Genomic DNA, 20,935 nt, shown 5'->3' on the forward strand with positions numbered 1-20,935 from the left:
CACAAACTTGTTGGGGAGGTGCTCAGCTTTGCGGAAAATATATGTATTCGACACGACGCTGCGTGACGGAGAGCAGTCGCCGGGGGTGAACCTCAATACAAGGGAAAAGGTAGAGATTGCCTACCAGCTTGAGAAGCTGGGGATCGACCGGATGGAGGCGGGATTTCCCGCAGCTTCGCCAGGAGATCTGGCTGCAGTGAATGCTGTGGCGAGGGCAGTGAAGAATGTAACGCTGATCGGCCTCTCCCGCTCCAGAGAAAGCGACATTGATGCAGTTCGTGAAGCGCTTCAAGGGGCACAGGACCCCTGCATTCATCTGTTCCTGGCGACTTCACCGATTCACCGGCAGCATAAGCTGCGTATGGAAAAGGCCCAGGTGCTGGAAACTGCACAGGCTGCCATCCGTTATGCCAAAAAATACTTCTCCAAGCTGGAATTCTCACTTGAGGATGCTGGCCGCACCGAACGCGACTTCATGGCTGAAATGGTGGCAATGGCGATCCGGGAGGGGGCAAATGTAGTCAACATTCCGGATACTGTAGGCTATTTGAACCCATCGGAGTATGGTGCGATCTTCAAATTTCTTAAGGACACCGTGCCGGATATTGAGAAGGTCCAGCTTAGCGCCCACTGTCATAATGATCTGGGCATGGCTACAGCGAATACGCTCGCTGCCATCCAGAATGGCGCCGACCAGATCGAAGGCACCATCAACGGAATCGGCGAACGTGCGGGGAATACTGCTATTGAAGAAGTGGCTTTGGCGCTGGAGACACGCAGCGAGTTTTTTGATGCCAAGACGTCCCTGGTGCTGTCCGAAATCTCCCGTACCAGCCGTCTGGTCAGCAGGCTGACAGGCATGGTCGTCCCTGGCAACAAGGCGATTGTCGGGGCCAACGCGTTTGCCCACGAGTCCGGAATTCACCAGGACGGCATGCTGAAGGAGAAGACCACCTACGAAATCATGACTCCAGAAACCATCGGGCTCAAAGAGAGCAAGCTGGTGCTTGGCAAGCATTCCGGGCGCCATGCGTTCCGCGACAAGCTTAGGGATCTGGGTTATGACCTTTTGGAGGAGGAACTGAACGCAGCGTTTACCAAGTTCAAGGACCTGGCGGATAAGAAAAAGGAAGTATCGGATGAGGACATTCTGGCGCTGCTGGAGGAAAAACTGCTCGATACACCAGAGGTGTTCAGCCTGCAGACGATTTATGTTACTTACGGCAATGAGGCCACTCCATCAGCGACGATAACGATTAAAGGGCCGGAGCCACAGCCGATTGTTGCGGTTGCCGAAGGCAATGGCTCGGTTGATGCCATTTACAACGCCATTGACCAGGCGACCCGTGAGGAAGTTACGCTGGGCGATTATTCCATCAAGGCCGTGAGCAGAGGCAAAGACGCCCAGGGCGAGGTTCACGTAGTGTTGTCTCAGGGCGAGGTTGCTGCGCAGGGCCGCGGGCTCAGTACCGATATTCTGGAGGCGAGCGCCAGAGCCTATCTGAACGCGCTGAACAAGCTGCTGGAGAAACGGAAAACCTATACAAAGCGCGATCACGCGAATCTGTAAAACCGCCGGGGCTGATACAAAGACAGCCTTTAGCGCAGCTTTATACTTTTGAATAATTATGCATATTGAGCTGTTCAGACCGTAGAGGAATCTAGGGTTTGAACAGCTTTTTTGTGATGTCCAGCCGGGCTGCAAAGTTATATTAGCGATTAATCAGTGACTTTAATTACTGGAAATATTGTCGATTTTGCGAATATCCCCGTTTTTTTTGTCTTTTATAAGACATATAAGGCCAATGGTATAGATCTGTTCAGAAATTGTTCATCAGGGGAGATTACAATTCAATGAGCACAGGATACGCAAATAATTATAAAATGTGAAATGGAGGTTTACTGTAACGATGCTCAAAAAAAGAATAGCAGCCATACTCAGCGTTCTTATAATAATTGTACAAGGCGCTTACGGGCTGGGCTTCAATACTCAAGCTCATGCTGCGGAAATTACGGATAATATCATCACCAGCGTGACAATGGCCGTGTATGATAACGGGGTTCCCGTAACCGATGTGGTTTACAAGCAGGGCGCTGAAGTGAAGCTTACTTATGATTGGGAGCTGCCGGATAATACTTATCAGGAAGGGGATACTTACAGTTTCGAGCTGCCGGACCACTTTGTGCTGGCCAGTGACATCATGGGGACACCGCTGCAGGCGGATGGCCTTACTTTGGGACATTTTGATGTGCTGAAGGGTAATCCCAATAAAGTTAACATGACCTTTGGCCAGGATGTTGATAAATATTTTGGCGTGCATGGCTCTTTCTCGATTAATACGAAATTTGATAAAGCCAGCTTTACTGAAACGACTGAGCAGCACATCGTCTTTCCGGTTAACGGAGGCAACCAGACTGTAACGCTTGAGTTTGTTCCGGATAATGCTTCAATTATTGAAAAAAGCGGCAGGCCTGTTGGCACCAACAAGGATGGTCTGAACGCGAAGCAAATCACTTGGACGGTCGACGTGAACAAGGTGCTGTCGAGTGTCTATGATGCCTCTGTCACAGATGTTATCCCGGCTGGCCTTGCTTTAACGGACCCGCTGGATGTAAAGGTGTATGAGCTTAACGTGAAGCTGGACGGATCGGCGGCGCAGGGGGCGGAAATCCCTTCTTCCCAGTATACGGTGACAGATCCCTCCGGAAATCTGAACGTAGCCTTCAAGCAATCTCCCATAACGGGCGCATACCGTATTCAATTTACTACAGACATTACAGATCTTACAAAAAAGAGCTTCACCAATGAAGCTTCTTTAAAGGGTACCGGACTGCCGGCATCGAAGTCATCGGCAACGGTCAATGTGAGCTATGGAACACCATTGAAGAAAACCTCCAGTGCATATGATCCTAATACCCAGACGACTACCTGGGAGATCGATTACAATTACAATGAACTACCGGTTGCCCAGGCGAATGCTGTGCTGAAGGATTATTTTGACAACACACAGGAGCTGGTGGCAGATTCTCTGCAGGTCTTCCCGGTTAGCTTTTTGACGAATGCCGGAGGAACAGTGGGCGACACACCTGTGAGCAATTATACGCTGATATCTCCATCAACTGCGCCTAGCGGGAAAAACGGCTTTGAACTGAAGTTCAACAGTGACATCAACAGTGCTTACAAAATCAAATACAAAACCCAGGCCACCGGCCGTGTTGAGAAGGATACAACAGTAACAAATACCGTTTACTCCGGGGACACTTATGAAACCGGCACACGCAGCATCCGTCAGGTGATTATTGCCAAAACGCTGCCAAGCAGCGGTGTCGATTATGCCAACAAAAAGGTAAAATGGTCCGTGACCCTCAATGCCGACAGCTATCAGATGGATAATGTAGTCGTCAAGGATGTTTTTCCAAACAAAGGGCTGAAAATCATTCCCGGCAGCATCGTTGTCAAGAAAGGCGATACCGTGATTACCACGGGCTTCTCGATTCAGAATGAAATACCGGATACCGGTTTTGAGGTGAAGTTTAATTCGCAGATTACCGGACCGTATACCATTACTTATGAAACTTATTTTGATAATCAATGGCTCGCCAGCGACTGGTTGACCACGGATGCCAAGTTTGTGAACCGGGCGACAGTGGAATGGACCAAACCGGGCTCCGCGGATGTGAACACCAAAACCGTTACCGCATCCTTTGATCCTAAACCGGCGGAAAAAGCCAACGGCTACAAAAGCGGCTCCTATAATGCGTCCAGCAAGGAAATTATCTGGTCCGTAGGGGTCAATTATAACCGCAACCCGCTTAACAGCGCCGAGGTTACCGATACTATAGAAGGCAAGCAGGTATATGTTCCGGGGTCTGTAGAAATCTACAATATGATCGTGGCCAAAAATGGCGACTACAGCCAGGGAACGGCCAAGCTGACACTTAACACGGATTATACAGTCTCTTACAACGAGACCACGAAGCTGCTAAAAGTGAAGTTCATGAAGAAGATTGAATCTGCATACATCATCAATTTCAAAACAAGTCTAAAGGGAAAATTGGTCGACAGTCCTGTAATTACGAATACTGCGAATCTGTACAATGAAGGCAAAGAGGAATCGAAAAATCTTACAGCTTCGCTGACGATTCCCAAGGCTAATGAATTTGTGCAGAAGAGCGGCAGCCAGAGCAATACTAAGATCAAATGGACCGTCAGCATCAACTACAGCCAGTCGTATATCGAAGATGCGGCAGTCACGGATGATCCCAGCGATAATCAAATCCTGCTGGCCGATTCTTTTAAGCTCTATGCGACTACGGTAAATCCTGCTGGAGATGTAGCGAAAACGGGAACTCCATTGGTTGATGGAAAAGATTATGAACTGACAATGACTACCGACCTTGATTCGGGAAAACAGCAGTTTGTGCTGAAATTCAAAGCACCTATTGAAAAAGCTTATATTCTGGAGTACGAATCGCTGATTGTAGCGAACAATAACGATAAGGTAACCAACAAAGTCGGGCTGACCGGCAAGAATTCCACAACCATTACGAAGACCAGCACCAAAGATATTACAGTTGCGCTGTCTTCGGCGGATGGAGTGGGCACAGGCACCAGAAAAGCACTGAAAATTATCAAAGCCGACGGTGCTGATCAATCGAAGCTGAGCGGGGCAACCTTTGCGCTGTACCGAAAGTCAGGCTCAAGCGAAGTGCTCTTTAATACCCTTACAACAGATGCCAATGGAGAGGCAGTATTTAAAAACCTATGGCCGGGTAAGTATCTGCTGCAGGAAATCAGCGCACCTTCCGGATATGTTCTGGATTCGGGCAAAAAAGTTATTACGTTCGATTCGACAACAGCCATAGTGGAAGAATTCAAAGTATATAATCAAAAAGCAGCAACACCAACACCGTCGGCAACGCCGACAGCGTCGCCGACGGCATCTCCGGTGGTGTCGCCAACGCCGACACCTACGGTGAAGCCAACCGAGACGCCGACGCCAACAGCAACACCAACGCCAACAGCAACGCCAACAGCAACGCCAACAGCAACGCCAACGTCGACGCCAACAGTAACACCAACGCCAACAGCAACAGCAACAGCAACAGCAACAGCAACAGCAACAGCAACAGCAACAGCAACGCCGACTACGCCGCCAGTGATCGACTATTCGACTCCGACTCCAGTGACTTCATCGGTGCCGGGAACAGTAGTCACCCCTGGACCATCGGCAACACCAGCAGCAACGCCGTCTGCCTCACCGGTACAGACGCCGGCTGTTCCGCAACCTACAGCCGTTACCACCGATGAGGAAGTACCTATCGATGAGGAGATTCCATTGGGAGGGGTTCCGAGCATTGGTGAACAGCCTGCACATGGTACCGTGAAGATTACACCTGATGGCAAATGGACATATACCCCTGATCCCGGCTATACCGGTAAAGACAAATTTACAATTGTCGTTACCGATAAAGACGGCAATGAGGAAGAAGAAATCATTGAAGTAGGTGTCGATGAAGTGCCGAAGGGGACTGTAACCGATACACCGGACACTGGGGAAAACGGGCTGCCCGGCAAACTTCCGCAGACCGGAGAAAACAGTCCATTGCCGCTTTACTTGACAGGCGGGGGCTTAATGATTCTGGGAGCCGTTATGTCCAGAAGGTTCAAGAACCACAAAAAATCGAAGTAATTAAGCATTAAAATTCATGCCAAAGACACCCGCGGGCGTACGTATCCCCGGGTGTCTTCGGCATGTGTACATACTAAATAAATGACCAGGCCTCACTGTTCTGCGCTGCGGGCAGCCTCTACAGGCTTTTGAAATGCTGCTGCTTCCATTCCTCATACCAGGTCTTAATGTTATCAGGCATATCTACACCTAGCTCACGCTTCAGAAGGTCTGCCAGGTATTGATACTGCTCCTCGATTGCCGAACGTTCCCCGATGCTGTCATATACCTTCATAAGCCCCAAGTGTCCTTGCTCAAAATAAGGCTGAAGCTGAACCACCCGCTGATACACCGTTACCGCTTCGGGAATCCTTCCCCCGGCAGTGAAAAATTCAGCCATTCCCATCGCATGATGCAGCCAAATCGTCCGAAGACGCTGCCGCTCACTCTCAGCCCATAAATAATCGTAGTCGTTCAGATAGTCACCCGAGTAGAAATAGAACAGGCGCTGATGCTTTTCGCAGTTTTCAGCGTTTATTGGGCCCAGAGTAAGAATGCCCTTTTCCCATTCATAGCTGTCGATCAGCATGGAGCCTGTCTCCATGGTATAACCTTCCCCGCCGCTGGCGCTGCCGATTTGCAGCCCGATATCAGCCTGCTTCAAACTTTGGCGGATCTGATAAATGGTGGTGTAGAGGTGAGTTGAAGCCCGCTTCAGATTGAAATCCGGCCACAGCAGCTCGATAAGACTGTCCTTGCTGACAAAGCGGTTGCGGTTATGGAACAGGTAAGCAAATAATTCCTGTGCTTTGGAAGTGCGCCAGCGGATGGCAGGGAGCGGCTGGCCGGCACGCTCAAAGCGCAAAGACTGAAAACTGCGGATCATGATCTCATGTTCAGGCTTTTTTACAGCTCCTTCTTCCCTGCCGAATCGTTCTTTCAGCCGCTGGATGGTCTTAAGCAGGCGGTCACGCCGGACAGGCTTCAGCACATAATCCAGGGCATACAGCTCAAAAGCCTCTACGGCATAGCTGTTATAAGCGGTCACAAACACAATGCTGGTGCCCGGACACAGGCTTTGCACGGCTTCCGCAACCTGCACACCATTCATTTCAGGCATATCTATATCCAGGAAAATAACGTCTGGCTGAAGCTGGGAAGCTGCGCTGACTGCTTCGACCGGGTTCGTGTAAGAGCCCATGATATTTACCGTTGTTAATTCTTCCAGCATCAGCTTTAATTTCATAAGGGCAAGCCGCTCATCATCCACCAGCAAAGCTTGTATCATTCCGATCTCACCACTTCTTTTTGGATTATCATGCTGCAGACAAACCGCTTGGAGGAAGGCTGAACATCCGGGTACAATAAGACTGTTGGAATCGCGAAACGGATATACGGTTTGTTAGTTATGTATTTTCGACAGGAAGACAGTTTTTCCTTCAAATGGGGGAGCTTCGGCCGCCCCAAAAAATAGTTGAAATCTTTGCAGGGGAAAAGAGAAGTCCTGCGTCTAATATTATGTAGCTGAAGGAGGGGAGAATACTGGAAGAGGCAGAATGGATTTCAGCCGTGCTGGGCGGGCAGCATCAGGCCTTCGGGCATTTGGTGGAACGTTATCAAGGCATGGTATATCGGGTATGCATCAAGATTACAGGTGAGGCTGAATCGGCCAAGGATATGGCCCAGGAGGTCTTCATCAAAGCCTATAAGGCGCTCCCTTCCTTCAGAGGGCAATCTTCATTCTCCACATGGCTGTACCGGATTGCATACCGGACCTGTCTGGACTGGAAACGGGCCAATGACAGGGAATGGCGGCACCGCAGTACGGCGGATTATACAGAGAATGACTGGGTGACGTCGCAGACGCCAGAGCATGTGCTGCTCCGCAAGGAAGCTTCGGAAGAGCTGGGCGAGAATCTGAATCATCTCACGGAACCGTACCGGTCGGTCGTGCAGATGTATTATTTTCAGCGACACTCTTATCAGGAGATTGCCGAGCAGAAAGGCATTTCAGTCAAAACGGTAGAGTCGCAACTGTACAGGGCCAGACAGATGATGCGTAAAAACGGGGAGGAATGGCGATGAATTGTGCAACAGTAAAAGAATGGATGCCGCATTATATCGATGGCTTGCTGTCTCCCGAAGCGGAGCTGAGAATCCGTCTGCACATCGAGTCTTGTCCCGATTGCGCCCGGTGGCTGGAGGAAGCGAAGGAAATGTCTTCCTTGTGGAATGACATGGAGAGCGGACAAGAGCCATTGGAACATCTGGATATTCCGGATATCACTGCCGATGTAATGTCCCAAATTGAACAGCTGGAGACAGGACGCCGGGAACGGGCGGTCAGAACAACTATGGCAAGACCCCGCACAGCCTCCAGAACCTCATGGCTGCACTATGGAGTCGCGGTCGGCCTGACTTTCCTGCTGCTGCAGCTGGGTGTGTTCAAAGATATGGCTTACGGCATTACTGAGATTAACGGGCATATGTCCACATCGGTCAGCGCTTGGCTTAACCCTGACGGTGTAAATAAATAAATCGATCAATTCAGCAACTTCAAGGAGGATATTATATGATTAAAAAAAGACGTTGGCTCACCTTTCTTCTGGCGATTGTACCGGGGCTCGGACATCTGTATTTAGGCTTCAAAAAATTAGGGCTTGAGTATATGATTGGAGCATCCTTATGTATTATCTTTATCCCCTCGATGCCAATGGTCTTCCCGTTCGCTCTGGCTGCGCTGTGGTTCTATCAGTTATTTGATGCCCTTCAAAAAGCAGCCTGGATGAAAATATCCGCCGAAGAGCATGAACGCATGATGTTCCATCAGGACGCCTACGGGATGCCCTGGGGTATGGGGATGCCTGCCAGTCCGGCTTATCCGAACGATGATGTGAATCCGGTCTGGATCGGTTTCGGCTGTGTAGGTGCGGGTATTCTGCTGCTGATCGTCACCACCTTCCCGGGGCTCTGGGATTTGCTTACCGAAATGAATATCGGATCCATCCTGTTGTCCCTGGGCCTGATCGGCTACGGGCTGAGAATGCTGAAGAAAAATCCAAAAGTATAGAGAAGTGGGGAAATGACAATGGCGAGATGGAAGATCGGCAGTTTTACCGCAGCCTTGGGCTGCATCATTTTGGGGGTTATCATCGCACTAGCCCAATTTGATGTGATTACTTACCAGGCGCTGGGATATCTCTGGCCTGCACTGCTTATATTGTTCGGGCTGGAGACATTGCTGCGGATATTCATCAAATCCGATGCCAAAACCCGTATAAGCGGCTGGGCTGTTGTTCTCATTGTGATATTGGTTGCTGCCAGCGGGGCACAAAAAGTGCTGGTTGACGGCTCGCTCAGCGGAATCTTTGGCAATACCCAGCTCGTGCCGGTGAATGGAACGGCCGAGGTGCAGCCAGGGATTAAAAATGTGAAGATCGAGCTGCCACACGGCAAGATTAAGCTTAATGGAGTGGAAGGCAGCAAGCTTGATTATGAAGGAAAGCTGGAATTGCCAGGAGACTCGGAACAAGAGGCCTCCAGCGCATTGGCGCAGAAGTGGACCGTTATTGCCGAAGGAGACACCTTGACGATGAAGCTGGAGGGAAATTCCGGCTGGCTGTCCAATATTCATATCGGGTTCAATTTCAAAGATCCCTATTTAAATGTCAGCCTTCCCAGCAATCTTGCAGTAGAAGTCGAAACCAGTGACGGATCGATTGAAGCCGGCAATCTGCAGTCCGGTATTGAAGCGGATACGAGCAACGGCAGACTGGACATTCATGATGTAGCCGGAGGTGTGGATGCGCATACGAGCAATGGAACAATAACCGCACAGAATGTGAAGGGTGAAGTGAAGCTGGTCAGCTCCAACGGTGCGATGAGTCTGGGCAATATCGATGGTTCGCTGTATGCCAAGAGCAGCAACGGCAAGATTACGATTAACTCGGGGATCACCGGCGAATGGAAATGCTCCTCCAGCAACGGCAAGATCATAGCTGGCGTGCCGGCTGCTACGGATGCGACGATCACCGCTGATACCAGCAACGGCTCGCTGAAGGGCAATGTCAGCTGGGACGGAAGCGACGGTCATGGAACCGCCGTACTTGGCAGCGGAACCCACAAAGTTTCTTTGTCGACCAGCAATGGGTCAGTAACGGTAGATACGGCAGAATAGCGGTTGATACAAGATCCCTTTCTGATAGAAAAAGCTGTTGTACCTGGCATAAGACCGCCTTGTACAACAGCTTTTTTGATAGCGCTGATCCTACCAGGCGTACGCCTGCGGAGCTGCGCCGCCCGGACCAGGGAAAATCTCATCCAGACGCTTCAGTACGGACTCATCCAGAAGGACCTCCAGGCTGCGCAGGGCGCTTTCGAACTGCTCCAGCGTGCGTGGGCCGATGATCGGAGCAGTGACCGCGGGGTTCGCCAGCAGCCAGGCGAGAGCGATATTATCCTGCGGTTCGCCAAGCTCAAGGCTAAGTTCGGCAAAAGCCTCAAGCTGGCTCTTGTACTGTTCTACCCGCTCCGCATTTCCGCCGCTGCGGCTGCCCTCTATTTTCTTGAGTGCATTGCGGCCAAGCAAGCCCCCGTCGAGCGGACTCCAGGGAATGACCCCCAAGCCGAGGCTCCGGGACGCCGGCAGAACTTCCAGCTCCGGCAGACGGCAGGTGAGGCTGTATTTATGCTGTTCGGAGACAAGCCCCAGGAATCCGCGGGCCTTGGCTTCCTGCTGGGCCACAGCGATATCCCAGCCGGCGAAGTTGCTGGAGCCGGCATAGCCGATTTTCCCCTGGCTCACAGCGAGCTCAAAGGCGCTCCACAGCTCGTCCCAGGAGACGCTGCGGTCTACATGGTGCATTTGGTACAGCTCGATGTGATCCGTCTGCAGACGCAACAGCGAGCCTTCCAGATGCCGCCGGATAATATAGGAGGAGAGACCGTGTTCATCATTGGGACCGTCAAGCTTGTCGCTCATGGCCCCGTAGACCTTGGTGGCGAGCACAACCTTTTCCCGCCGTCCGCCGCCCTGCTTGAACCAGCGGCCGATAATCGTTTCCGTGAGTCCGGAGTTTTCTCCCCAGCCGTACACATTCGCGGTATCAAAAAAGTTGATTCCGGCATCAAGCGCAGCGTCCATAATGCGGAAGGCTTCCTTTTCGTCTGTAATCGGACCGAAATTCATCGTCCCCAGACAAAGACGGCTGACCTTCATACCGGATTTGCCAAGCTTTGCGTATTGCACTCCACAACATCTCCTCTTCATGTAATGGCCAAGCCGCTTTTCTATAAGTACAAATTAATTGTAATCTTCTTAAGTAACGAGAGCAAATTCAGTTATAGGCTTAACCTATCACTTTCATAGAATCTATATCTTTGTCCTTTGGCCGTGGTTATGATACAACAATATACAGAAGAACTATGTCTGCGAGCAGCAGATAATCAGAGGAGTGACGGTAATGAGCGAGGTCAAAAAAATCGCCGTAATCGCCGGGGACGGTATCGGACCTGAAGTTGTGGCTGAAGCGTTGAAAGTATTGAAAAAAACGGAGGAACTGTTCGGTTATGCTTTTGAAACCGAGCAGGCGCTGTTTGGCGGTATTGCCATTGATGAACGGGGAACGCCGCTTCCGGAGGATACGCTGGAAATCTGCCGCAGCGCCGATGCTGTGCTGCTGGGTGCGGTCGGCGGGCCGAAATGGGACAACAACCCCAAGGAGCTGCGTCCGGAAACCGGGCTGCTGGGCATTCGCAAAGCGCTGGGACTGTTCTCGAACCTTCGCCCGGCCGTTGTTTTTGACTGTCTGAAGGATGCGTCGACGCTGAAGCCGGAAGTGCTGGAAGGCACAGATCTCATGGTGGTGCGCGAACTGACAGGCGGCATTTATTTCGGTGACAAGCTGCGCCGTCAAGGCGAATTCGGTGAAGAAGCCGTTGATACATGTGTGTATAATGTAACGGAAGTAGAGCGCATTGTGCGCCAAGCCTTTGAAATTGCCGGCAAACGCCGCAATAAGCTTGCGAGTGTCGACAAAGCGAATGTTCTGGAAACCTCCCGTCTCTGGCGTGAAGTTGTGAACAGAATTGCTCCGGAATATCCGCAGGTAGAGCTGGAGCATGTACTTGTAGACAACTGCGCTATGCAGCTGCTCCGCCGTCCGTCGAGCTTCGATGTTATTGTGACGGAGAATATGTTCGGAGATATCCTGAGTGATGAAGCTGCAATGCTGACGGGATCGATCGGCATGCTGGCTTCGGCATCGCTCGGCGAAGGCAGCTACGGCCTCTATGAGCCGGTCCACGGCTCTGCGCCTGATATTGCCGGACAGGGACTGGCTAATCCAATCGCCACCATTCTGTCGCTCGCTCTCATGTTCCGCTTGACCTTCGGTTATGAGGCGGCTGCGGCTGCTATAGAGGCTGCCGTGGCTGAGGTGCTGGATGCGGGACACCGCACAAGCGATATCGCCGTAGATAAGAGCAAGGCCCTCAGCACCGCACAGATGGGCGATCTCATTGTGGCGGCTATCCGCAAAGCCTAAGCTGGAACACAGCTTTTCTCCTTTTGACGCAGAAAAACAAAAAACTTCACAGAAAGTTGCTTATTTATAATAATTATAAAAAAGTAATGACTGTAATATTGACTTTGATTTTGTACGATGATACCATTTGGTCTATAGCAAGCAAGATATAACCAACTCATCAATCAAGAAAAGCATATTGCACTGGAAGGATCTTCTGACAATTGTTTTTCTTACATAATCAAAGGAGGATTTAAGCAATGGCAGAACGTTTGGTAGGTAAACCAGCCCCAGATTTCACAATGGAAACCGTAACGGGCGACGGTAAGGATTTCGGTAAGGTAAGCTTGTCCGACTATCGCGGCAAATGGCTTGTATTCTTCTTTTATCCGCTTGACTTCACATTTGTATGTCCGACGGAAATCACAGCGCTTAGCGAGGCTGCAGCTGACTTCACAGCGCTTGATACCGAAATTCTCGGTGTGAGCATCGATTCGGTTCACAGCCACAAAGCATGGATTACCACACCTAAGGATTCGAACGGTCTTGGACCGATCAACTTCCCGCTTGCTTCGGATATCACGAAGAAGGTTGCCAGTGATTATGGCGTCCTGATCGAAGAAGAAGGTGTGGCACTGCGCGGTCTGTTCATCATTGATCCTGACGGTGAGCTGAAATACCAGGTAGTCAACCACAACGATGTAGGCCGCAGCGTAGAAGAAACACTTCGTGTTCTGCAAGCTCTGCAATCAGGCGGACTCTGCGCGATGAACTGGAAACCGGGCGACAAAAATCTGTAAGTCCGGGCTGGCATAAACAGCGATCTTTGATATACTAAGAAGACCTCCTTGCGGGAGAAATTCCCGGCGAGGGGGTTTTTTGCACCAAACAGTCTTAACGTAAGGGAATTTCGTCTGAAAATGGGCTTAAAGGTTAATTTATAGCTTCAAGCAGTGGAATTTCCGCTTTCATTTTGTAATACAATATACGAAATCAATGTAAAATGCCAAGGAGGGTGAACAAAAATGAGCTTTTGCTGTGGAGCGAGTATGGTTGGAACGAAGGGAACCCTAAAGCATTATCGCACGCAAGTCCATAATGTTCCCCTGCTTTTTTGCCCGGTCTGCCATCGGGTGGAGGTACATTATAAAGTCGAAAACGAATATGAAATTCTGGCGGAATATGCCCATGGCGATGGTGTGACCGATGTTGATTTCCAGGACTATGTAATGGAGGATGAAGAAGCGATCTTCGAGAACGTCATCAACGTAGAGAGTGAAGATCCGCTGAGTATCGTCCGCAGCCAGATTGACATGGCCCTTGATCTATTGGCTGTTGCCAAGCAGATTGAAGATACCAAGTGGGAACGCGAGCTTAAGAAACGTCTCGCTGTAATGAGCCAGCGGCGGCACCGCCTGCAGCAAAAAGCCTAAAAACATCGAAATCACAGCCTGTCTATGTATCGGCCTTATATAGTGACTCTAGAGTCTCCGCCTGTGGCGGAGGCTCTTTTTGCAGCCAGGAAGCTGCAGTACGCAAGGGGAACCGGTTTCCTTATGCGAATTAGTGTGTCTTTAGAATCATTTTAAGAATATTTTTGTAATTCGACAGTTTCTCTGATTGCGTTGTCTGCTTCTCTTGGATATGATTGGAATATAGTTGAAACGGTTGGATAATATAATACGATTTCCGAATGTTCTGGCGGCTTCGTCATATACTTAAATACATAGTAAATTGATGTCGCTTAAGCTCTTCGTCAAATGCAGTAAAAGGGGGAACTTCGTATCGTGATAAGCCAATATCAGGAAAGCTTGCTTTTGCCGGCAAGAACGTTTCAATCTGGACCGATGAACACTACATATGAGGATGTACTAGAGCACATTGACAGCGGAATTTTACTTTTTGATGAAGAGGGTGTGCTGACGTTTGTGAATAAGCAGATGTACGGCATTCTTGGATTGAACAGGCATTCTCTTTTGGGCTGCACTTTGATTCACTTGCTGTCGAATATCCAAATGAACCGTTTCAAGAAGAGACAGGTGCTGCACGGATATCGTGAAATGATGAAGAAAGGTAAGCCAAGCTATGAATTTGTAGATGAATACGGCCGGTATTGGAAAGTGTCTCTGCACTGCGGCGAGCACATGAAAGGCTGCTATCTGTTCACGTTCAAGGAAATCTCCGATTACAAGCTGATTGAACAAACGGCTTACCAGAACGACAGTCTCGCTATGCTTGGCAAATTATCAGCATCAATTGCTCATGAGATCCGAAATCCGCTGACTGCGATTCGCGGGTTCATTCAATTGCTGCATCCCCATCTTCATCAGCTGGGCAAAGAGGAGTATGCCAAGATCATATTAGCGGAGATCGATCGTGCGAACGATATTATTCATGAATTTCTGACCTCCTCCAAACCTTCAGTGCCGCAGGTGGCAATGATTCCAGTATCGGCGCTGCTAAAGGAAGTAGTGCTGCTGACAGAAAGCGAAGCCTTGATGAAAGGCTGTGAGATCAATTTTTATCCGCTTCAGGAGGAAATGATCATCTCAGGCGACATCAAGCAGATGAAGCAGGTCGTGCTCAATATGATAAGGAACGCAATGGAAGCGATTACCGAAAAGATTGATGATTCTATGGGCAGGATCGAGCTGGGGGCGTCCAGAGAAGGTGCCGAGGTTCGCATCTTTATTTCCGACAATGGCAAAGGGATGGATATCTGCACTCTTGACAGGTTGTTTAGTCCTTTTTTCACCACGAAGGAAAATGGGACGGGACTCGGACTGTCCGTCAGCGACCGGATTATTAAAAACCATGGGGGATGCATTTCGGTCAGCAGCCGGGTCAACGAGGGGACAAGATTTGTCATTTCGCTGCCGCTGATCCAATAGTTGCTATAATATAGTTTATGGGAGGCTGATCCCTGTACAGCACGGCTGTGCGGGAGATCAGCCTATCTGTGTTCTTACGAAGCAATCATCATCCGAATCGCGGGACAGGAGTGATTATTATCGATATTGAATGGAGCAGCGGCATACGGGCAATGACACTGCAGGGTGATGCACTTTGTCTGATGATAACTGAGAATGAAATGGAAAGCGGTGAGGCTGGTGAATGGGCGGAGCAAATTAGCCGAGTCTCACAAGCCGGACTGTTTGGTGCCAAGCTGAATCAGATTTATGTCCTTCCGCTGGAAGGGCGGCTTGGGCTTCCTGTTCTCATTCTGGCAGGCTGCGGGAGTGGGCTGGCGGGAACGGATGAGCTCCGTCTTATTGCGGCTCAGGCGGCCCGTGCGGCTCACAGGCTAAACGTTGTCAGACTCATCATCCAGGTTCCGGACAATCTGAGCAAGCTGACTGCGGCAAGGCCCCAAGAGGCCGGGCAAGCACTGACGGAAGGGCTCATTCTGGGAGCTTACCGCCGGACGCACTACAAGCGGGAACAGCCGGTTTATGCAGGCCTTGAGTCTGTTGTATTCCTTCTGGACCGGAAAGCAGAGGCCGCAGAATCTCTGGAATGGTCCCAAGGGATTAAGCAGGGCCAGGTTTTTGGTGAAGCGACCAACCTGGCACGCAATCTTACCAATCTTCCTGGCAATCTGTTGACGCCATCAGCGCTTGCCATGGCGGCGATTGAAATTGCCGAGCGGCATGGATTCCCTGCCGAAGTTCTGGATGAACAGGAAATCGCACAAAAGGGCATGGGCGGGCTACTGGCAGTCGGCAAAGGGAGTGTGCATCCACCACGAATGATTGTTATCCGTTATCAGGGCACCAGCCGATGGGAGAATGTTACTGCAATCGTAGGCAAGGGCATTACCTTTGATACCGGCGGCATTTCCCTCAAGCGGGCGCCGGGCATGGAGGATATGATCAGCGATATGGGCGGTGCGGCGGCTGTGCTTGGCGTTATGGAGTCGCTGGGGACACTGCGTCCGCGGATTAACGTGGTAATGCTTATTCCTTCTGCAGAAAATATGCCTGCAGCCAATGCCTTCAAACCGGGGGACATCGTGACTACCCTGAGCGGCCGGACCATCGAAATCCTGAATACCGATGCTGAAGGCCGGGTTGTGCTGGCAGATGCGCTCACCTATTCCCTGGAGTGGGGCGCGGACCGGATTATCGATGTAGCGACGCTGACAGGGGCTGTGCTCTCGGTTCTCGGTGATACCGCAACGGGGGCTGTAACCAATAATGAGGTGATGATGGAGGCGCTTCAGACAGCCTCTATCCGCGCCGGAGAGAAAATTTGGCGGCTGCCGGTGTTTCCCGAGTTTCGTGAGATGCTAAGCAGCGAGGTGGCAGATATCCGCAATGCAGCCGGAAGATACGGCGGAGCCAGCACAGCTGGTTTGTTCATCGGTGAGTTTGCGGAGGGGCGGCCCTGGGTTCATCTGGACATTGCCGGAACGGCATTTCTGTCCAAGGAACGCGGAGTGAATCCCAAGGGGGCAACCGGTGTAATGGTGCGCACGCTGCTGCAATATTTACTGCACTTGAATGCTGACGATGAGGCCAGGGCTGCGGATACACCCCAAAGCTGAAGACGACTTCAAAAGGAGAACAGCAAAACGGTACCTTCCTTAGGAAAAGGAGGTACCGTTTGTGCTTCATATAATGACGTATAAGCACGGCCCACACCGTTCATCGGCTCCGGCTAGCTGTTTCTTTTGGCTCTGAATTGGGAAGTAATGGACTGAATGCCGTTCATGACCTTGTTACGCGCATCCTTGTTTCTGAGTAGATAGGCTGCTCCAAGCGCTGCCGTAGTAAATAAAGTCTTTTTGGTATTCATGTGTTTTCCCTCCTTGGGTTGGTCTGGTTGTAGTTGCATATAACTAACATACCCCCATCCCAGGGATCTTAAACGAGTGGCTCAGTATGATTGGGTTTCAGGCCTTGGCTGAATGCTTGGGATCTACCGGTCCTCCGCTGCAGGAGAATGGAGAAGTTGCGGAGGCGGCAGCGCAGGTCTTGGCTTTATCACACCCGGCGCAAGCCCCTTCTTTTCCCTTTTGCACGTGACGGTAAATCATCCAGCCGGAGTAGCCAAATACAAGCGCTATAATCAATATATTTATTATCATTGCAGTTCCCCCGCTTTCGCTCAAGTAACTTTTGGTTATATCATATCCTACGACAAGCCCAACAAGCTTCCACCTTGAAAAATGACCAATGAAACCAAATACGCCAGCACCAGCGAATATCCCATGGAGAAAAAGGTCCATTTCCACGAAGCAGTCTCTTTCCTGATAACCCCTACAGTAGCCAGGCAAGGAATATAGAGCAGGATAAAGGCCATGAAGCTGACCGAGCTGAGCGGGGTGAAGACCTGCGAGATTTGGCCTTCGAGTCCGGCCGCATCCGGCGCATGATAGATAATATTCATGGTAGATACAACAACCTCTTTGGCCAGAAAACCGGGAACCAGCGTAGAGCCAGCCTGCCAGGTGCCAAAACCAAGCGGATGCAGCAGGGGCGCAATCAACCCGCCGAATTTAGCGAGGAAGCTGTGGTCCATTTCCACATTTAATCCTGAAGGGCCAGCGTAAGACATCAGCCAGATAATCACAGAACCGGCAAGAATGATCGTTCCCGCCTTGCGCAGAAACCCTTTGCCTTTTTCCCAGGTGCTGCGGCCAAGCGTCTTCAGCTGGGGCATCCGGTAGGGCGGAAGCTCAATGATAAAGACCGAGGATTCATTCTTGAACAGATGTTTGGAGAACAATTTGCACAAAATGAGTGCAAACACAACGCCCAGCACATACATGGCCAGAACTGCTGTAGCCTGCTGAGCCGGGAAAAATACAGCTGCAAACAGCAGATACACCGGAAGCCGTGCGGAGCAGGACATAAGCGGCATCAGGAGTGTAGTCAGCATGCGGTCTTTAGGCTGCTCAATACTGCGTGCGGCCATAATTGCCGGAACGTTGCAGCCGAAGCCGATGATAAAAGGAATGAAGGCTTTACCGTTGAGCCCCATGCGCTCCATTGTGCTGTCCATCAGCAGGCAGACACGCGCCATATAACCGGAGTCCTCAAGGAATGAGATCATCAGGAACAGGATGAAGATCTGCGGAACGAAGACGATAACCCCGCCAACACCGCCAATAATTCCGTCCACGATAAGCGCGTGTGTGAATTCCGATGCCCCTACTGTGTGAAGCAGTGAACTCGCTCCAGTGCTGATGGGGCCTGATATCAAGCCGTCTACAAGATCCGATAATGGCCCGCCGACCCAGTCAAAGGTTGTCTTAAACATTGCGTACATAAAGAAAATGAACAGCGGCAGCCCAAGAAAACGGTGCGTCAGAATGGAATCAAGTCTTTCAGTCAGATTATGCGGCTTAAGAAGTGTGGTATCCATCGCGGCTGCGCAGAGGGAGCGGATGTAGTCCATACGGACAGACCGGATCCATTGAGGCAGCGTCAGCGCCTGCTTGCTGCTCTGCAATGCGTTCTGGCATCCGTCGCAGATAACCATGAGGCGGGAGATATCCATACGTTTCTTCAGCAGTTCCAGAACAACCGGATTCTGCTCCATCAACTGTAAGGCAACCCAGCGCAGGTTGGGCAGTCCGGGAATGGACTTCAATTCCGTTACGATGGAAGCGATGGCTTCCTCGGTCAGTTCGCCATAATCCAGTCTGAAGGTTACCTGCGGGATCGTTGAAGCTTTCTCCAGGACACTGAGTACTTGTCCGCTGCCTTTGCCGGTTCTGGCAATCAGCGGGAGCACAGTAATGCCAAGACGTGACTGCAGTACCTCATGATTAACTGCAATGCCGCGCGCCTTGGCCACGTCGATCATGTTCAACCCCAGGACAGTGGGTTTGCCATACTCAAGCAATTGAAGGGTGAGCAGCAAATTGCGTTCCAGCTGGGAGGCATCAACGATATTAATGAGGGCTTCCGGGGATTCCTCGATCAGATATTGCGTGGCGACACCCTCATCACGGGAGAGGGGATGCAGCGAATATATACCAGGGAGATCGATCAGCTTGCCTGCGCCGTTCTTCAGGCTGCCGATTTTTTTCTCAACCGTTACGCCTGCCCAGTTGCCCACATATTCATAGGAAGAAGTCAGTGTATTAAAAAGCGAGGTTTTCCCAGTATTAGGATTACCTACGAGAGCAATTGAACTCATGAGACATTCACCTCAATCATGGAAGCCTCCTTCCGGCGGATAGCGAACAGTTGACCATTGCATTCCAGGGTGATGGGACCGAGAAAAGGGCCTTTCCCTTTCAGACGGATTATTACGCCTTCAGACACACCAAGATCAGCCAAGCGGCGCCGCAGGATGGGGTTCATTCCTTCTATTCTTTGAATGGAGCCTGTTGAGCCCGGTTGTAAGCGCAGTAAGGAGCAGGATGTTGAAGCCATTTAAATCCCTCCGAGAGAGATTGATAATCAATCTCAATTGTTTTCTTGTACTTTAGCATTTTTTATGCATTTTTTCTGTGATATTTGTCATTGTATATTATGCTGAGAAAAGTGTATGAAGAGAAACTGAAATTTTCTTTACAATTGATTCTTTGCTACAGTATGATTGAACGATAATGACTGCATAGGAAGTCCGTCCCGGCGGCAAAATGAGGGTTACAACTGAAAGGAGAACACAAGGTGAAGAGTAATAAAAGCAAGATTGTCGATTGCACGATCCGCGATGGAGGTTTGGTTAATAACTGGGATTTCAGTGTTGAATTCGTTCAGAATCTGTATGCCGGCCTGAATGAGGCTGGTGTTGATTATATGGAAATCGGGTATAAAAATTCACCTAAACTGCTCAAAGGAGCAGAGGGAGCCGGGCCATGGCGTTTTTTGAATGATGATTTTCTGAGAAAAGTGATTCCGCAGAAGGGTCACACCAAGCTGTCTGCGCTGGTGGATATCGGCCGGGTGGATGAGAATGATATTTTGCCCCGCAGTGAAAGTATGCTGGATCTGATCCGCGTTGCCTGCTACAGCAAAGATGTGGACAAGGCCCTGCAGCTGGTGCAGACGTTCCATGATCTAGGTTATGAAACCACCATTAATATTATGGCCTTGTCGAATGTCATGGAGAATGAATTGCTGGAAGCCTTTGAACAAATCCGCGAGAGCGTTGTAGACGTTGTATATATTGTGGATTCATACGGCAGCCTGGACCATAACGACATTCATTATCTGGTGGACAAGTTCCAAACCCACCTGCCGAATAAGCGGTTAGGGGTACATACCCATAACAATTTGCAGCTGGCCTTCTCCAACACCCTTCTGGCTTCCGAAAAAGGTGTGGAGCTGCTTGATGCTTCCTGCTACGGGATGGGACGTGCCGCCGGAAACTGCCCAACTGAGCTGCTGGTTACCCACTTGAAGAATACCAGGTACACGCTCCGGCCAGTACTCGACATCCTGGAACGGCTGATGATCCCTTTGCGTGAAAAGGAAGAATGGGGCTACATCATTCCGTATATGATTACAGGCACGCTGGATGAGCATCCCCGCTCCGCAATGGCGCTGCGTTCATCGGAGGACAAGGACAAAGCGGTTGAATTCTATGACAAGCTCACCACACCTGAAGTGAATTTTGGAGATAAATAAAGGCTTCATGAGAAGCACTGAACTCTGGAACAGGGGGAAGTGCTTTTTATTTTTCCCGGGGCTTTCTTTTAATAAAGGTTGAATGTAACTTTACTGAGCCATCCAGCCGATATTTATACATAGGACATAAATATATCCATCCACTTATAAT

General features: G+C 50.3%; 18 protein-coding genes. 12 read left to right on the plus strand and 6 right to left on the minus strand.

From position 1 onward, the window contains the following. Positions 1-28 precede the first annotated feature (28 nt). Together JI735_RS16060 and JI735_RS16065 are read left to right on the plus strand one after the other, a co-directional pair. Entirely contained in the window at positions 29-1,570 is a 1,542-nt protein-coding gene (locus JI735_RS16060) for a 2-isopropylmalate synthase (protein WP_202677564.1), read from the plus strand. Between the two features lie 340 nt (positions 1,571-1,910). Next, on the plus strand, positions 1,911-5,693 hold the full coding sequence (locus JI735_RS16065) for a collagen binding domain-containing protein (protein WP_202677565.1): 3,783 nt from the start codon (positions 1,911-1,913) through the stop codon (positions 5,691-5,693). Positions 5,694-5,811: 118 nt separating this feature from the next. Here the strand turns inward: JI735_RS16065 and JI735_RS16070 are convergent, their stop codons facing one another. After that, entirely contained in the window at positions 5,812-6,960 is a 1,149-nt protein-coding gene (locus JI735_RS16070; RefSeq protein ID WP_051052357.1) for a response regulator, read from the minus strand. Positions 6,961-7,232: 272 nt separating this feature from the next. On the opposite strand from JI735_RS16070, the gene JI735_RS16075 reads away from it, so the two are divergent. The 4 genes from JI735_RS16075 to JI735_RS16090 are packed head-to-tail and all read left to right on the plus strand — an operon-like array spanning position 7,233 to position 9,849. Next, a complete protein-coding gene (locus JI735_RS16075; RefSeq protein ID WP_267919285.1) occupies positions 7,233-7,757 on the plus strand; it encodes an RNA polymerase sigma factor in 525 nt (174 codons plus the stop codon). After that, positions 7,754-8,209, plus strand: a complete 456-nt coding sequence (locus JI735_RS16080; RefSeq protein ID WP_039839786.1) for an anti-sigma factor family protein — start codon at positions 7,754-7,756, stop codon at positions 8,207-8,209. Before JI735_RS16075 ends, JI735_RS16080 begins: the two co-directional genes overlap by 4 nt. A gap of 35 nt (positions 8,210-8,244) precedes the next feature. Next, the gene (locus JI735_RS16085) at positions 8,245-8,742 is read left to right on the plus strand and encodes a hypothetical protein (RefSeq protein ID WP_051052356.1); all 498 of its coding nucleotides are present in this window, start codon (positions 8,245-8,247) and stop codon (positions 8,740-8,742) included. A gap of 18 nt (positions 8,743-8,760) precedes the next feature. Beyond that, complete coding sequence (locus JI735_RS16090) at positions 8,761-9,849, plus strand: DUF4097 family beta strand repeat-containing protein (protein ID WP_039839784.1); 1,089 nt, start codon at positions 8,761-8,763, stop codon at positions 9,847-9,849. Positions 9,850-9,939: 90 nt separating this feature from the next. Here the strand turns inward: JI735_RS16090 and JI735_RS16095 are convergent, their stop codons facing one another. After that, entirely contained in the window at positions 9,940-10,920 is a 981-nt protein-coding gene (locus tag JI735_RS16095) for an aldo/keto reductase (RefSeq protein ID WP_039839783.1), read from the minus strand. A gap of 214 nt (positions 10,921-11,134) precedes the next feature. On the opposite strand from JI735_RS16095, the gene leuB reads away from it, so the two are divergent. The 5 genes from leuB to JI735_RS16120 all read left to right on the plus strand — a co-directional run bounded on the left by leuB (position 11,135) and on the right by JI735_RS16120 (position 16,742). Further along, the gene (leuB, locus tag JI735_RS16100; protein ID WP_020427396.1) at positions 11,135-12,217 is read left to right on the plus strand and encodes a 3-isopropylmalate dehydrogenase; all 1,083 of its coding nucleotides are present in this window, start codon (positions 11,135-11,137) and stop codon (positions 12,215-12,217) included. A gap of 239 nt (positions 12,218-12,456) precedes the next feature. Next, positions 12,457-12,996, plus strand: coding sequence for a peroxiredoxin (locus JI735_RS16105; protein WP_039839781.1), 540 nt, complete (start codon positions 12,457-12,459; stop codon positions 12,994-12,996). Between the two features lie 225 nt (positions 12,997-13,221). Next, positions 13,222-13,629, plus strand: coding sequence for a hypothetical protein (locus JI735_RS16110; RefSeq protein ID WP_039786980.1), 408 nt, complete (start codon positions 13,222-13,224; stop codon positions 13,627-13,629). 354 nt (positions 13,630-13,983) lie between these two features. Continuing rightward, the gene (locus JI735_RS16115) at positions 13,984-15,087 is read left to right on the plus strand and encodes an ATP-binding protein (RefSeq protein WP_039839779.1); all 1,104 of its coding nucleotides are present in this window, start codon (positions 13,984-13,986) and stop codon (positions 15,085-15,087) included. 68 nt (positions 15,088-15,155) lie between these two features. Further along, positions 15,156-16,742, plus strand: a complete 1,587-nt coding sequence (locus JI735_RS16120; protein ID WP_233476424.1) for a leucyl aminopeptidase — start codon at positions 15,156-15,158, stop codon at positions 16,740-16,742. 113 nt (positions 16,743-16,855) lie between these two features. On the opposite strand, the gene JI735_RS16125 is transcribed toward JI735_RS16120, so the two are convergent. From JI735_RS16125 to JI735_RS16140, 4 genes are all read right to left on the minus strand, one after another. Beyond that, positions 16,856-16,993: a hypothetical protein gene (locus tag JI735_RS16125; RefSeq protein ID WP_167330858.1), complete on the minus strand. Its 138-nt coding sequence runs from the start codon at positions 16,991-16,993 to the stop codon at positions 16,856-16,858. Between the two features lie 97 nt (positions 16,994-17,090). Beyond that, positions 17,091-17,285 (minus strand): FeoB-associated Cys-rich membrane protein, encoded by a 195-nt coding sequence (locus tag JI735_RS16130; protein ID WP_039839777.1) that lies wholly within the window; start codon positions 17,283-17,285, stop codon positions 17,091-17,093. Between the two features lie 47 nt (positions 17,286-17,332). Beyond that, positions 17,333-19,345 carry a ferrous iron transport protein B gene (gene feoB / locus JI735_RS16135; RefSeq protein WP_039839776.1) on the minus strand — a complete coding sequence of 671 codons (2,013 nt, stop codon included), beginning with the start codon at positions 19,343-19,345 and terminating at the stop codon, positions 17,333-17,335. After that, on the minus strand, positions 19,342-19,584 hold the full coding sequence (locus JI735_RS16140; protein WP_020427404.1) for a FeoA family protein: 243 nt from the start codon (positions 19,582-19,584) through the stop codon (positions 19,342-19,344). The genes feoB and JI735_RS16140 overlap by 4 nt, the downstream gene beginning before the upstream one ends. A 240-nt stretch (positions 19,585-19,824) precedes the next feature. Between JI735_RS16140 and JI735_RS16145 the strand changes: the two genes are divergently transcribed. Continuing rightward, a complete protein-coding gene (locus tag JI735_RS16145; protein WP_020427405.1) occupies positions 19,825-20,784 on the plus strand; it encodes an aldolase catalytic domain-containing protein in 960 nt (319 codons plus the stop codon). Positions 20,785-20,935 lie beyond the last annotated feature (151 nt).

The sequence above is a fragment of the Paenibacillus sonchi genome (assembly GCF_016772475.1).
GTDB classification, from domain to species: Bacteria; Bacillota; Bacilli; order Paenibacillales; family Paenibacillaceae; genus Paenibacillus_AQ; species Paenibacillus_AQ sonchi.